We start from the raw sequence: 14,724 nt of genomic DNA on the forward strand, positions 1-14,724 counted from the left end.
ACCCCATTCATTAAAGTATGGAATTAAAAAGAGTTGTAGTAACAGGTCTTGGTGCTATTACTCCATTAGGTAATACCCTCTCAGAAACCTGGGAGGGTCTTATTAATGGAAAAAGTGGAGCAGGACCTATTACTCAGTTTGACGCATCTAAATTCAAGACACAATTTGCCTGCGAGGTAAGAGGGTTTGATCCGTTACAGATCATGGATCGCAAAGAAGCCCGTAAGTGTGACCGATATGCCCTGTTAGCGTTGAAAGCTGCCCAGGACGCCGTTGAAGATTCTAAGTTGGACGTAGAAAACGAAGACAAAGATCGCATCGGTGTTATTTTTGCGGCCGGTATCGGAGGGATCAAAACCTTCGAAGACGAGGTGATGGGTTATGATGCCGAGCGAGGACCCCGTTTCAATCCGTTCTTTATCCCGAAAATGATCGCGGATATAGCAGCCGGACAGATATCCATGAAATATGGATTCCGCGGGCCTAACTTTGCCACGGTATCGGCTTGTGCCTCATCGACCAATTCAATAGCTGACGCGTTCAATTACATTCGTTTGGGTAAAGCCAACGCTATCGTAACCGGAGGGGCGGAAGCCACGATCTCCATTGCTGCGATAGGTGGGTTTAACGCGATGAACGCCCTGTCGACCCGCAATGACGAACCTGAGACTGCCTCACGTCCGTTCAGCGCGAGCCGCGACGGTTTTGTGATGGGCGAAGGTGCCGGTTGTCTTGTATTAGAAGAGATGGAACATGCTATTGCCCGTGGTGCTCACATCTATTGTGAAGTGGCCGGTGCAGGTATGTCGGCGGATGCTTATCACCTGACAGCCTCTCATCCGGAAGGATTGGGCGCGAAACTGGTGATGCGTAACGCGTTGTCTGATGCTGAAATGAGTCCGGAAGAGATTGATTATATCAATGTACACGGTACCTCTACTCCGGTAGGAGATATCTCGGAAGTAAAAGCCATCAAAGATGTGTTTGGAGAGCATGCCTACAAATTGAATATCAGTTCGACCAAATCGATGACAGGACATCTGTTAGGAGCTGCGGGCGCGGTGGAAGCCATTGCCTGTATCAAAGCAGTGGAAGAAGACATCGTGCCTCCTACCATCAACCATGTGGAAGGCGATGAGGATCCTGAAATTGATTATAACATGAATTATACATTCAACAAAGCACAGAAAAGAACGGTTAACGTAGCGCTTTCAAATACATTCGGATTTGGCGGACACAACGCTTGTCTTATTGTAAAAAAGTTTGTAAAGTAAGTGTTTAAGCAATTAAATAAAAAGTTAAGGCTCCTTAAGGTAAAAGATAAGGAGCCTTACCTGTCTATTTACAAAATAACCGGATATTATCCGAATAATGTCCAGTTGTATGAACAGGCCTTCTTGCATAAGTCTTCGTCGGTCGAAGCGGACGACGGCAGATGGCTTAACAACGAACGATTGGAGTTTCTGGGCGATGCCATCCTGGATTCGATTGTCGCAGATGTCGTCTACAAACATTTCCCCAACAAACGGGAAGGATTCCTGACCAACACACGCTCTAAGATTGTACAGCGAGACACCTTGAACCGCGTAGCCGTAGAGCTGGGGCTCGACAAAATGGTGCGTTTCTCCGCCCGGATGAACTCGCACAATAACCATGTGTATGGGAATGCCTTGGAGGCCTTTATCGGTGCCGTCTACCTGGATCAGGGCTATCGTCGTTGCTTTCAGTTTGTGACCGAGCGTATTATCAACAAATACATCGACCTGGATGTATTGGCTCGCAAAGAGGTCAATTTCAAATCGAGCCTGATCGAATGGAGCCAGAAAAACAAATTGGAGATCTCTTTCAATCTGATCGAAAACTTCACCGACAACGAAGGGAATCCTGTCTTTCAGACGGCGGCTTGCCTGGGTAACCGACAGATGGGGGTCGGCATCGGCTATTCTAAGAAGGAATCCCAACAGAACGCGGCGAAGATGGCCGTAAAAAAACTACGCACCGATAAGGAGTTTCAGCAGTATATCTCGGAGCTGAAGAACCTGAACAATAGCGAAAAGTCTACTTCGGAAGATGTCGCCAAAGAGCTCGACGATCTACCGGAGAGTGAATGAGGCCTACGCCAATAAAATCAAGCTAACGGCCATAATAGCCATGCCGGCTACCAATCCATAAATAGAGACATGATGCTCCCCGTATTCGCGGGCGGCGGGCAATAGTTCGTCTAAGGAGATAAACACCATAATACCGGCCACGGCAGCAAACACACATCCCATCATCACCGGCGACATAAAAGGCATCAATATCAACCAACCCAACAGGGCACCGACCGGCTCGGCAATGCCGGAGAAAAGGGAATAGAGAAAAGCCTTTTTGCGATCACCTGTAGCATAATAGATAGGCACGGAGACAGCGATTCCTTCCGGTATATTATGGATGGCAATGGCTACGGCAATGGCAATCCCCAGGGTCGGGCTTTCTACAGCGGCCATAAACGTTGCGATCCCTTCCGGGAAGTTATGGATCCCGATGGCCAGAGCGGTCATGACACCCATGCGTTTCAGTTTGGCATTCACCTGTTCGGGCCTTTGCTGCATATCCTCTACCGAACGTGCCTCGTGCGGATTCTCGTAGGAGGGCACCAGTTTGTCGATCAGGGCAATCAAACCGATCCCCAGGAAGAAACAGAGCACCGTCACCCACATCCCTTCGTATCTTCCTAAGGCGGCCGAGAGCGTATCTTCGGCACTGCGAAGCAATTCCACGAACGAGACATAGATCATCACCCCGGCGGAGAGTCCCAAGGAGAAAGAGAGGAAGCGCTTGTTGGTCTGCTTGGCAACAAAAGCGATCAAGCTGCCTATCCCGGTCGCCAGACCGGCAAACAGGGTGAGCAAAAGAGGGAGTAAAATGTTCGTATCCATATATTCTTAAAACAACAAAGCTCGGAAAAAAGTTTGTGTTTTTCTTCAAATCGGAGGAAAGAGGAAGATAAGCAATCGTAGATTGCCCTGCTCTGTAGCCAGTTGCCTCAGGCTGCTGGTCTTCAAATCGGAGGAGATGGAAAGGTTTTTAGAAAGCCCGGAAGGGCTTCAACCTGGATAACCCCGTGCAAACCGTAGGTGCAGCTCGGGGTTGACGTAATATATATATCATGAGCTCCGTAGGAGGTCAACTGTTGAGCCCCTACGGAGCTCGTTTTTTATTATACTCGTCCCCCGAGCTGCGCCTTAACGGCTTGCACGGGGTTATCCACATCTAAGTCCTTCCGGACTTCAGTATCTTCACATCTTACAAAATCTGAAGATTTTATTTATATGACTGAAGGTCACAGCGGGCCTGAAGGGCCGAGTCCCAATGGGACGAAGACTTAGCCCACGGGTAAGCAGGCCGAAGGTCTGCGCCACCCTGGGTATCAAGACAATACAATAAATCGAGTTCTGAAGGAACGATAGATATTATAATATGATAGAATAGATGGTGATAAAGTTTGTGAATAGTGGATTTTTTCTTTCGTTCCTTCAGAACTCATTATTTATATACCCTCTAAACCCAGGGTGGCGCAGACCTTCAGCCTGCTTACCCGTGGGCTAAGTCTTCGTCCCATTGGGACTCGGCCCTTCAGGCCCTCTGTGGCCTTCAGTCATGAATATATATCCCCACCTTCCCATCTTACCATATCTGAAGCCCAGCAGCCTGAGGCAACTGGCTACAGAGCGGAGCAATCTATGATTGCTATTCGTGTCACCCCCTCCTTTCTCCCTTCTCCCTTCTCCTTTCTCCTCACTAACCATTAATCACTCCTTTCTCCTATCTATTTCCTTCAAACTAAATTCACATCCGCAATAGGTCTGATTATAGAAGTTGTGTTCGGCGATGATTGCTTTGCGACGTTCGCTTAACCCGCCTTTGCGCCAGTTTTGTTCCCAGAAGAGCGTGCCGGGATAACGTTCCATGGCATAACGCCCTGCCGCATGGATCTGCTCCAGGCTTTTCCAACGGGAAGAGGCGAGGGTGGTGGTGAAAACCTTTAAGCCTCTTTCGGTGGCATAATGGGCTGTCTCGAGTAGACGCAATCGGAAACAAGCGAGGCAGCGCGGTCCCCGTTCCGGTTCAGCCTCCATGCCTTGCATTTGGGTGCGCCAGGCATCGTGGTCGTAGTCGCCATCGATGATCTCCAATCCGAGTGCTTCCGCGTAACGCGTACATTCCGCTTTGCGGATCTCATATTCTTCCAGGGGATAGATATTCGGATTATAATAGAAGATGACCGGACGGATACCATTCTCCAGCATACATTCTATAATAGCTGACGAACAAGGGGCGCAACAGGTATGCAATAAGACCTCTCGCTCGCCGCCGGGCACCTCCAGATGGAGGTTCGTATGTCGCTCTTTGCTGTTTATCATTCGCTTTAGTCTTTACTTAGTATCTCGCCACAGTCGCCATGACAATGGGCAGATGATAATTCGAACTCCAGGGTGACATGCTGCACACCGATATGGCGCAGGGCCTGTTTGATCTCCTCTTTTATCTCTTCCATGCGGTCGGTATTCTCCACCACGACGTGCACCGTGAGGGCGGTCTCCGTGGTGCTGATGCCCCATACATGCAGGTGATGCAGGTCTTGCACGCCCACAACAGAGCGGATGGTCTTTTCGATATCGCGGATATCGGTACCCGCCGGCACGCCATCTAAGGAGAGACGCAGGCTGTCGCGCAAGAGTCCCCAGGTGGAGTAGACGATGACACCGGCAATCACGAGGCCGATGATCGGATCGACAATATACCATCCGGTATAGATGATAATAATGCCCGAAATAACCACGCCGATCGACACCAGGGCGTCGGCCGCCATATGCAGATAGGCGCCTTTCACATTCAGGTCTTTATCTTTGTCTTTCATAAACAGCCAGGCGGTAAGGCCGTTGATCACCACACCGATGCCGGCCACCCAAGCGATGGCTCCCCCTTCCACTGGCTGCGGGTGGAAGAATTTATCGATACTCTCGCTGATAATGATGCCCACGGCGATCAATAGGATTACGGCATTCAACAAAGAGACCAGGATCGTGCTCTTCTTCAAGCCGTAGGTATAGTTGGGTGTCGGATTCACTTTGGCCAAGCGAAAAGCCAGCATCGCCAGAATCAGGCTGGCAACATCGCTGAGGTTGTGGCCGGCATCCGACAATAATCCCAGGGAATCATACCAGAAGCCGGCGGCGAATTCCGCCAGGACAAAAGCGATATTCAGGGATATGCTGATAATAAAGGCACGGTTCAACGAGGTGATTTCGTGATGATGATGGTCGTGATGGGGCGTCTGTTCGGCCCCGTGTGTATGATGATGTCCCATAGAGAGGATGGTGTTAAATATGTATTGTATTCATTTCCATTACAAAGCTACACCTTTTTTATCTATTTCCCCTCCCCATTTGTAGGTATTTCAACTACGATCGCCCTTGCGACAAGAACAGCCTCCTCCCCTTCCCCACCGGGGGCGCTTTCTAAACAAATCATAAAAAGTTATTTTTCCGACGGGATCAAATAAATAGATATCTCGTTGACAGTATGATTATTGCGCTGATCGAAAACATTTAACTACTATTTATTCACCATTACCGGGATCGATGTTGTTCCCTATACCATCCACCAACGCTAGCACAGCCGTGCCATGGAGCCGGCTCGCTTTCCATGGCAACCCTCCAGCCGGTAATTCCGGTCGGAACAGAGGTTATACTTTTGTTTCGTGATCACAAAACAGAGAATGAAAACTTATTTAGTAAACCATTAAAACAACGAAACAAAATGGCAGTAAAATTTAAATTAATGAAACAAAAGAACCTGGGCAAAGACAAAGATGTCACTCCGGAAAAGGTATACGCCCGGGAAGTAAACAGCGACAAGATCTCATTCGAATATCTCCTGGAGGAGATCGCCGCCGCGGGTATTCCTTCGAACCAGGTGAAGGGTGTGATGGACCGTATGAACTATTTGATTCGCCTGCATTTGTCGGCAGGGCATATCGTACAGTTCGGTGAATTGGGTAATTTCCGCTATACATTGGGGTCGACCGGCGCTGTGACAGAGGAGGAGTTCGAGACGACACAGATCAAGACTCCCCGCCTCCTGTTCTATCCGGGGAAAACGTTGCAGAAGGCGCGTAAGAATGCAGAATTCCAACGCCTGGACACCGACACCACCGACGAGTCGGAAGAGGATGAAGGTGGTGGCGATGGTTTTTAAGGCCTAACCTATAAGGGTGACCCGGCTCGGATGGAGTGGGGTCACCCTGCTTTTTTATTATCTCCGGACAGTTCCGGTGGAAAAAAGAAAAAAAATCAACGCCTGCATACATTTTTTTGCACAAATATTTTCAGAATTAGAAAAGATTTATTTTCTTGCAATCGATAATATTCTATTTATAAACAAAAACCTTAATTATGAAGACACGTGTATGCTGGGCTCTTGCCCTTTTGGCCTGTATGGGTTGTAACCGATCCGAGCCTGTCGTTGACGACACCTTATCCAAAGTAACTTTTTCGATTGCCTTGACCCAGAAAACGATTCCTTTCCCGGAAACGAAAGGGATTCCTCCTTTGGATATTCCCGATCCGGAGATAAGAGGAGATGAATCGGAAGGTGAGCCTAAAAGCCTGACTGACCAGTGCAGTACGATCGAATACATCGTATATGAGCAGAATGAAGCGGAGCCTGTGCGCCAGAGATGCTATTTGGCTTCGGAGAATAATCTTGACTTCGGTATCATCTCCGACGCGTTGCCTCAGGGCAACTACACCCTATTGTTTATTGCCCACAACGGATCAGGCGGCACATTGAGCGACGGGACAATGCGTTTTGACAAGGTATCGGATACGTTTCACGCATCATTGGAGCTAACGATCGAAGCTGGGCAGGTCTATGAACAGGATGTCACCCTGTACCGCATCGTCAGCCGGATTGAGTTTGTATCGACAGATGCTGTTCCGGAAGAGGCGACATCGTTTACCATGGATGTGGTGCGTTATCCAAGCCAGCTGAATGTTCGCACCGGAGGAGGGATCGTGCCGAACACGGATCCGGTTACTTTCACGCATACCTTCACCGAAGAGGAGATTGGAACAACGGGCATGACGCATGGTTTTTACACCTTTGTTGCTCCTGCTGACGCCACCATGGACGTGACACTGACCGCCCTGGCTGAAACTGAGACACTTCGCACCCGTCAGGTGAACGGAGTAACCCCACTAACAAACCGCATCGTGCAATATACCGGACGACTCTATTCCTATTCGCCTTCGGATGATGAGTTTAGGATTACGATAAATGACCAATGGGGCCTTACGGATGAGAAGGAATTGCCGGAGGATTAAAATACCAGAGCGGGCATTTCGTTTAGCGAAATGCCCGCTCAAGTAGTCTCGCCGGGAATCGAACCCGGATCTAAAGTTTAGGAAACTTCTATTCTATCCATTGAACTACAAGACCATTTTGGAGTGACAAAAGTATAATCTTTTCCGCATATCCACAAAAAAAGGTTATGTAAACTGGTTAGTCAAAGAGGTTTTCCAGGATATCGAGCGAGCGCACTCCGGAGAAGCCCGGTAGGTGGAGCTGATAATATTCAAGGATCTTTCGAATGATATTCCGTCTATCGCCACGCGAGAAGGCATAGAGCGACATGTTTTCGAAACTGATACGTAACAGCCGATAAAAGAAAAGACTATCCTCCGGGGTTAGAAAATGGGTATGCATCGGTATATCCGCCCGGAAAGTGCCGCTCTGCAGATCGAAATAAAAACCGCTTTGATAGGTGTCGCCCCGTGGGAATACGCCCAGGTAGTGAAGAAGATGCATCATAAAGACAATATGAAAATTGGCGACCCCGCTCTCAGCATATTCTAAAAAATGGATCGATTCATACAAAAACTGAAAGAGACGCTGATCGGGTTCGGTCTCTTTTATGGCGCGGTAAAGGAGCTCGGAAAGGAAAAGAGCCAGTACGTTCTTGACCGGATCGAATGATAAGCTATTCAGGAGATAACAGCTACGACACTCTTTTATACGCTGAATATCACGCTTGGGCTGATGATCGACCTCCATCTCCAAGACGGAGAGAGGCATGAACAACGCTTTGGAGACTGCGCTACTCTTTCCTTTCTGACGAGCAACCATATAGGAGACCCGCCCGAAGGATTCGGTATAGATATATACAATGGCATATTTGTCGTTGTATGGGATACTATGTAATACAATACCACGCGTTTTACTCAACATAATCACTCTCTTTTCATAAGATAGGATGCGTTTCCGGTGTAAAGGTACGAAATCATTGCGAATCAAAATAGCTTTGCTTCTTCTCCTATGCCGGTATTATTCTGTGTATCTATTTGAAAAATACACACTTCCACAAAGGCGTCGGAGGGTAATTTGGAGGAGATTAGCTCTAAAGAGAAGTTAAAACAGTAATTTTTATTTAATTTTCTTATGAAAACTTTTGGTAGTTAAAACGAATGATCTATCTTTGCAGTCGCAATTCAGAAAGCGCCTCTTTTAGATCGCTAAAAGTGAACACGTTGACAACTTGGCCCATTCGTCTATCGGTTAGGACGCAAGATTTTCATTCTTGAAAGAGGGGTTCGATTCCCCTATGGGCTACGAATAATAAAAAAATAGAATTAAAAAGACATGGCAAATCACAAGTCATCATTAAAGAGAATTAGACAGACAAACACCCGTCGTTTGCACAACAGATATTATGCTAAGACTGCGCGTAACGCAATGCGCAAACTGCGTGCCTTGGAAGACAAGACGGAAGCACAGGCTTTGTATCCGAAAGTTTGTTCTATGCTCGATAGACTTGCCAAGAAAAACATTATTCACAAGAATAAGGCTGGCAATCTGAAATCGAAGCTGTCAAAACATATTGCTAAATTAGCATAAGAGAGGTAAAGTATTTTCCATAAGGAATGCAGCCGGACTATCAAGCCCGGCTTTTTTACCACCTTATGGCCCATTCGTCTATCGGTTAGGACGCAAGATTTTCATTCTTGAAAGAGGGGTTCGATTCCCCTATGGGCTACTGAAGTCAATTGATAGTGGATAATTGACAATTGATAATGGAAATAAAAACAAAGAGGATGTACTTGAAGGTACATCCTCTTTGTTTTTAAAAAGGCTTCAAACCACCTGTGACAAAGCCCCTAAAGCCCTTAAGATCTTTAAGGACTTTAAGGTCTTTAAAACCACCACCCTGCTCTCCTATTTTCATAAAGATATACTTCCTCATATCAATTATTTTCAGTATATTTGTTGGATTTTTGGAAACGAGAATATAAGATTAAAACAAAGGATAAAACAGATGAGTGAAGAATTGAAGAATACGCCGAATAACGGATACTCCGCGGACAGTATTCAGGTGCTCGAAGGATTAGAAGCCGTGCGCAAAAGACCTGCCATGTACATTGGCGATATCAGTGAAAAAGGTCTCCACCATTTAGTATACGAAGTAGTTGATAACTCGATTGACGAGGCATTAGCCGGATATTGTGATGATATTGATGTGATTATCAACGAAGACAACTCGATTACCGTAACGGATAACGGCCGCGGTATTCCGGTTGACTATCACGAGAAAGAGGGCAAATCGGCTTTGGAGGTTGTATTGACAGTGCTCCATGCCGGGGGTAAGTTCGACAAGGATTCGTATAAAGTATCCGGCGGTTTGCACGGGGTAGGTGTTTCTTGCGTAAACGCCTTATCTACCTATCTGAAAGCTGAAGTTTTCAAAAATGGGAAAATCTATCAACAGGAATTTTCCATTGGTAAGCCTTTAGGAGATATTCAAATCGTTGGAGAAACCGACAGAACAGGGACGACGATCACTTTCAAGCCTGACGGTTCCATCTTTACTGTATTGGAGTACAAATATGATATCTTGGCGAATCGTTTGCGTGAGTTGGCATTCCTAAATGCAGGCGTAACGCTGCGGTTGACAGACAAACGTTACACCAATGACGATGGTAGCTTTAAGGGAGAGATCTTCCGCTCTGAAGAGGGATTAAAGGAGTTTGTTCGTTACATCGACCGCTCTAAAGAGTCCTTGATTCCGGACGTGATACATATCACAACAGAAAAGAATAACATCCCGGTGGAAGTAGCGATGACCTACAACACCTCTTACAACGAAAGCGTTTTCTCTTATGTGAACGATATCAACACCATCGAGGGAGGTACCCACCTAGCGGGATTCCGTCGCGGACTGACACGTACGCTGAAGAAATACGCGGAAGATTCCAAACTATTGGAGAAAGCGAAGGTTGAAATCCAGGGAGACGACTTCCGGGAAGGATTAACCGCTGTTATCTCCATCAAGGTGGCCGAGCCTCAGTTCGAAGGACAGACCAAGACAAAGCTCGGTAACAGCGAAGTGACCGGTGCCGTAGACCAGGCAATTGGCGAAGCGTTAGGCTATTTCCTCGAAGAACACCCGAAAGAGGCTAAGATCATTGTCGACAAAGTAATCCTGGCCGCACAGGCTCGCCATGCGGCTCGCAAAGCCCGTGAGCTGGTGCAACGCAAATCTCCGCTTTCCGGAGGCGGACTGCCCGGAAAGTTGGCTGACTGTTCCTCTAAAGACGCAGCTGAATGCGAACTCTTCCTGGTCGAAGGGGACTCGGCAGGTGGTACAGCCAAGCAGGGACGCGACCGTATGTTCCAGGCCATCCTGCCTTTGCGTGGTAAGATCCTGAATGTGGAAAAAGCCATGGATCATAAGATCTTCGAAAGTGATGAGATCCAGAATATCTACCGCGCTATGGGCGTTACCATCGGTACGGAAGACGACCCGAAGGCATTGAACTTAGATAAGCTCCGTTACCACAAGGTAATTATCATGACCGATGCCGACGTGGACGGTAGCCATATCGCCACGTTAATCCTGACCTTCTTCTTCCGCAAGATGCGGGCATTGATCGACAATGGCTATGTCTATCTGGCAACACCGCCGTTATACCTTTGCAAAAGGGGTAAGGTGGAAGAATATTGCTGGACAGAGCAACAACGCCAAGCATTTATCGACAAATATGCCGCCGGTAACGAAAACCAGGTGCACACGCAACGCTACAAAGGTTTGGGAGAGATGAACGACCACCAATTGTGGGATACGACCATGAATCCGGAGAACCGTACGTTGAAGCAGATCACGATCGATAACGCCATCGACGCGGACAATATCTTCTCCATGCTGATGGGTGAAGAGGTAGGCCCACGCCGTGAGTTTATCGAAGAGAACGCTACCTACGCGAATATTGACGCTTAAAATCAATTCCTATGCATATCGAAGTCCGTCGTCCCTGTTTAGTGGAACTGTACGGGGAAGTAGACCGCTACAACGCGGCGAATGAACACAAACAACCTCCCCGAATCGGTATCTCCTGCAACCGGAAAGACGGACTTTCCTGTATTGCAGAAACCTATGTGCAATCGGTTCTGCAAGCCGGAGGTGCGCCTGTCCTTATTCCGGTCATTACCGATATCAAAGCGCTGACAGCGATTGTAGAGAGTCTGGATGGACTCGTAATGAGTGGAGGAGGCGATATCAATCCGCTCTATCTGCAAGAAGAGCCTATTCCCCAATTACAGGATGTCGATACATTCCGCGACGAATACGACCTGATCCTGCTTCGCCTGGCGGCAAATCGCCAGATCCCTATCATGGGCATCTGCCGCGGACATCAGATACTGAATGTCGCCTTTGGTGGAAGTGTCTATCAGGATATCTATTCGCAAACCGATCATTCGCTCTTGAAACACAGCCAGACCCTGGCGCGCGAATGGCCTTCGCATACCGTAAATATAGAAGAGATCGATTCCAAACTGCGGAATTTATTGAAAGAAGAGACCCTTTTTGTCAATTCCTTCCATCATCAGGCCATCAAAGAGCCGGCTCCCGGCTTTATTGCTACAATAACAGCACCTGACGGCATCAACGAAGCAATGGAACATCCAGAGAAAGAGGTCTTCAGCGTGCAATGGCATCCAGAAGCCATGGCGGCAAACGGCGACAAGGTGATGATGACCTTGTTCAGCTATCACATAGAAAGAGCCGCCCTGTTCGCCCGGGCAAAAAGGATACACCAACGCATCCTGACCATCGATTCCCATACGGACACACCGATGCTCTTCACGCCGGAAGTGGATCTCGGCATCAAAGGCGTCGCACAAGTAGATCTTGCTGTCGTTGAACCTCAAGACTACAGCGAAGAAACATGGATTGATGTGCCCGGTAAAGTAAATCTTCCCTTTATGGAAGAGGGGAAATTGGATGCCGTCTTTATGGTGGCCTACCTCAAGCAAAAGGAATTAACCGAAGCGGCCTACCGGGAAACATACAACTACACGATCGACCGCCTCACACAGATACTTCGCCAGGAAGAGCTTTACCCCTCGCGGGTAGGGATCGCCCGCAGTGTCGACGACCTTTTCCGCCTCAAGCGGGAAGGAAAGAAAGCACTCGTCCCGGCTATCGAAAACGGGTATGTCATAGGAGAAGACATCTCTCTGCTGCAACGGTTCAAGGAGATGGGCGTAGCCTATATCACCCTCTGTCACAATGGTAATAACCAACTCTGTGACTCGGCAAGCGACACGCCTCGCTGGAACGGCCTCAGCCCGTTTGGCAAAGAGGTGGTAAAGGAGATGAACCGCCTGGGCATCATGATTGACCTCTCCCATGCGGCCGAATCGACCTTCTATGATGTACTGGAAACAAGCACATTGCCGGTGATCGCTTCCCATTCGTCGGCCCGCGCCTTGTGCGACCACCGCCGCAACCTGACCGATGAACAGATCCGCGCCTTAGCAGCCAACGGCGGCGTCGTTCAGATCTGCCTCTACGAAGGCTTCCTCAACAAAGAAAGAAAAGCGACCCTGAGCGATGTCATCCGTCATATCAACCATGTCGTTCGCCTGGTAGGCATCGATTATGTAGGAATCGGTTCCGACTTCGACGGAGGAGGCGAAGTGATCGGCTGTAGCGCCGCCAACGAGCTGATAAACATCACTATGCGCCTACTCGACGAAGGATACAGCGACGAAGATATCCAAAAAATTTGGGGCGGAAACCTCCTGCGGGTAATGAATGCCGTGCAGTCAGTCTACAATTCATAAACAACCACTTACCCATTCTCACACGATTGTTTATCTCTCCATACACTTGGGAGATACAACGATAAAATGTACCTTTGCTCCATTCAAACAAGGAAATACCCCTATGCACACCAGAAAGATCATCCCTTTACTGATTATCTGCCTGATGGTCGCCTGCGCTAATAAAGGAGCGACCGACAAGAATACGACAGAGAAAACAAACATGACAACAGTCGAAACAGGCAAAGTCCCTACATTCGATGCCGACAGTGCCTATGCCTACGTGGCCAATCAGGTCGCTTTTGGTCCCCGCGTACCCAATTCGGAAGGACATAAAGCCTGCGGCGATTGGCTGATCGATGAGCTAAAACGCCATGGTGCCCAATTGTTTATACAGGACATGGTGCTCACCGCCTACGACGGAACGAAATTAGACGCGCGCAATATCATCGGTTCCTATAATCCGGACAATAAAAAACGCATCCTGTTGTTTGCCCATTGGGACACCCGTCCCTATGCGGATGAAGAAGCGGATGCCTCCAAACATTATACCCCCATCGACGGAGCCGACGACGGAGCCAGTGGCGTGGGCGTCTTACTGGAGATTGCCCGGCAGATCAACCAACAGGATCCGGGTGTAGGCATCGATATTATCTTCTTCGACGCGGAAGATTACGGAGAACCCGCCTTTTCCAAGACAAACAAACAAGACACCTGGTGCCTGGGTTCTCAGTTCTGGGCCAAGAAGCCGCATGTGGCGAACTACCGTGCCGAGTTTGGCATCTTACTGGATATGGTAGGAGCGCGGAATGCCACCTTCTTCAAAGAGGGCTACTCGATGTATAAGGCAGCACCGACGGTTGAAAAGATCTGGGAGGCGGCACGCAATCTGGGCTATGGCAAATATTTTATCAACACCACCGGAAGCGCCATCACCGACGACCACATCTATGTACAGAAAGGACGCGGCATCCCATGCGTCGATATCATCTACACCAACGACGGACAAGGAGAATCTCTGTCGCACGGCTTCGGCCCCCATTGGCATACTTTGAATGACAATATGAGTAATATCGATCCGGCGACCCTGAAAGCAGCCGGACAAACCGTACTGGACGTTATTTACAACAGATAAACACCCCCTACTTATGACTATCAACGAAATACAAGATCAAATTATAGAAGAGTTTTCTATCTTCGACGACTGGATGGACAAATATGCCCTTTTGATCGACCTGGGCAACTCCCTCGAACCGCTTGACGAGAAACACAAAACAGAGAATAACCTGATCGAAGGCTGCCAAAGTCGCGTATGGCTACAGGCGGAAAGTGTCGATGGAATCGTTGTTTTTCGAGGAGAAAGCGATGCCGTCATAGTGAAAGGCATCGTGTCGTTACTCATTCAGGTACTCTCCGGTCATACTCCCCGGGAGATCTTAGAGGCCGACCTTTACTTCATCGACCGAATCGGACTGAAAGAGCACCTCTCGCCTACCCGCTCCAACGGATTGGTGGCTATGGTAAAGCAAATGCGCCTCTACGCCCTGGCCTTTCAGGCAAAAATGCAGGGGTAATTTT

General features: G+C 48.3%; 13 protein-coding genes and 3 tRNA genes. 11 read left to right on the plus strand and 5 right to left on the minus strand.

Annotation, left to right across the window (positions count from 1 at the left end; translation table 11 throughout):
* Positions 1-17 precede the first annotated feature (17 nt).
* A complete protein-coding gene (fabF, locus tag M2134_RS03245) occupies positions 18-1,274 on the plus strand; it encodes a beta-ketoacyl-ACP synthase II (protein ID WP_280752472.1) in 1,257 nt (418 codons plus the stop codon).
* Complete coding sequence (gene rnc / locus M2134_RS03250; RefSeq protein WP_280752471.1) at positions 1,275-2,111, plus strand: ribonuclease III; 837 nt, start codon at positions 1,275-1,277, stop codon at positions 2,109-2,111.
* Between the two features lie 3 nt (positions 2,112-2,114).
* Here the strand turns inward: rnc and zupT are convergent, their stop codons facing one another.
* From zupT to M2134_RS03265, 3 genes are all read right to left on the minus strand, one after another.
* A complete protein-coding gene (zupT, locus tag M2134_RS03255; protein ID WP_280752470.1) occupies positions 2,115-2,921 on the minus strand; it encodes a zinc transporter ZupT in 807 nt (268 codons plus the stop codon).
* Positions 2,922-3,794: 873 nt separating this feature from the next.
* Complete coding sequence (locus M2134_RS03260; RefSeq protein WP_280751966.1) at positions 3,795-4,406, minus strand: epoxyqueuosine reductase QueH; 612 nt, start codon at positions 4,404-4,406, stop codon at positions 3,795-3,797.
* A gap of 5 nt (positions 4,407-4,411) precedes the next feature.
* Entirely contained in the window at positions 4,412-5,353 is a 942-nt protein-coding gene (locus tag M2134_RS03265; protein WP_280751965.1) for a cation diffusion facilitator family transporter, read from the minus strand.
* Positions 5,354-5,805: 452 nt separating this feature from the next.
* Between M2134_RS03265 and M2134_RS03270 the strand changes: the two genes are divergently transcribed.
* Both M2134_RS03270 and M2134_RS03275 read left to right on the plus strand, forming a co-directional pair.
* Positions 5,806-6,243 carry a DNA-binding protein gene (locus M2134_RS03270; protein ID WP_280751964.1) on the plus strand — a complete coding sequence of 146 codons (438 nt, stop codon included), beginning with the start codon at positions 5,806-5,808 and terminating at the stop codon, positions 6,241-6,243.
* A gap of 197 nt (positions 6,244-6,440) precedes the next feature.
* The gene (locus M2134_RS03275) at positions 6,441-7,370 is read left to right on the plus strand and encodes a FimB/Mfa2 family fimbrial subunit (RefSeq protein ID WP_280751963.1); all 930 of its coding nucleotides are present in this window, start codon (positions 6,441-6,443) and stop codon (positions 7,368-7,370) included.
* A gap of 43 nt (positions 7,371-7,413) precedes the next feature.
* Here M2134_RS03275 and M2134_RS03280 read toward each other — a convergent pair.
* Together M2134_RS03280 and recO are read right to left on the minus strand one after the other, a co-directional pair.
* Positions 7,414-7,485 (minus strand) — tRNA-Arg (locus M2134_RS03280).
* A 63-nt stretch (positions 7,486-7,548) separates the two neighbouring features.
* Complete coding sequence (recO, locus tag M2134_RS03285) at positions 7,549-8,274, minus strand: DNA repair protein RecO (protein ID WP_280751962.1); 726 nt, start codon at positions 8,272-8,274, stop codon at positions 7,549-7,551.
* 309 nt (positions 8,275-8,583) lie between these two features.
* On the opposite strand from recO, the gene M2134_RS03290 reads away from it, so the two are divergent.
* The 7 genes from M2134_RS03290 to M2134_RS03320 all read left to right on the plus strand — a co-directional run bounded on the left by M2134_RS03290 (position 8,584) and on the right by M2134_RS03320 (position 14,720).
* Positions 8,584-8,655, plus strand: a tRNA-Glu gene (locus M2134_RS03290).
* 30 nt (positions 8,656-8,685) lie between these two features.
* Positions 8,686-8,940, plus strand: a complete 255-nt coding sequence (gene rpsT, locus M2134_RS03295; protein WP_280751961.1) for a 30S ribosomal protein S20 — start codon at positions 8,686-8,688, stop codon at positions 8,938-8,940.
* A gap of 67 nt (positions 8,941-9,007) precedes the next feature.
* Positions 9,008-9,079: transfer RNA gene (locus M2134_RS03300), tRNA-Glu, on the plus strand.
* Positions 9,080-9,358: 279 nt separating this feature from the next.
* Complete coding sequence (gyrB, locus tag M2134_RS03305; RefSeq protein ID WP_280751960.1) at positions 9,359-11,317, plus strand: DNA topoisomerase (ATP-hydrolyzing) subunit B; 1,959 nt, start codon at positions 9,359-9,361, stop codon at positions 11,315-11,317.
* Positions 11,318-11,328: 11 nt separating this feature from the next.
* A complete protein-coding gene (locus tag M2134_RS03310) occupies positions 11,329-13,167 on the plus strand; it encodes a gamma-glutamyl-gamma-aminobutyrate hydrolase family protein (RefSeq protein WP_280751959.1) in 1,839 nt (612 codons plus the stop codon).
* 103 nt (positions 13,168-13,270) lie between these two features.
* Positions 13,271-14,281 carry a M28 family peptidase gene (locus M2134_RS03315; protein ID WP_280751958.1) on the plus strand — a complete coding sequence of 337 codons (1,011 nt, stop codon included), beginning with the start codon at positions 13,271-13,273 and terminating at the stop codon, positions 14,279-14,281.
* A 13-nt stretch (positions 14,282-14,294) separates the two neighbouring features.
* Positions 14,295-14,720 (plus strand): SufE family protein, encoded by a 426-nt coding sequence (locus M2134_RS03320; RefSeq protein WP_280751957.1) that lies wholly within the window; start codon positions 14,295-14,297, stop codon positions 14,718-14,720.
* Positions 14,721-14,724 lie beyond the last annotated feature (4 nt).

The organism is Parabacteroides sp. PM6-13, from assembly GCF_029892605.1.
In the GTDB taxonomy this organism is placed as follows: domain Bacteria; phylum Bacteroidota; class Bacteroidia; order Bacteroidales; family Tannerellaceae; genus QVMG01.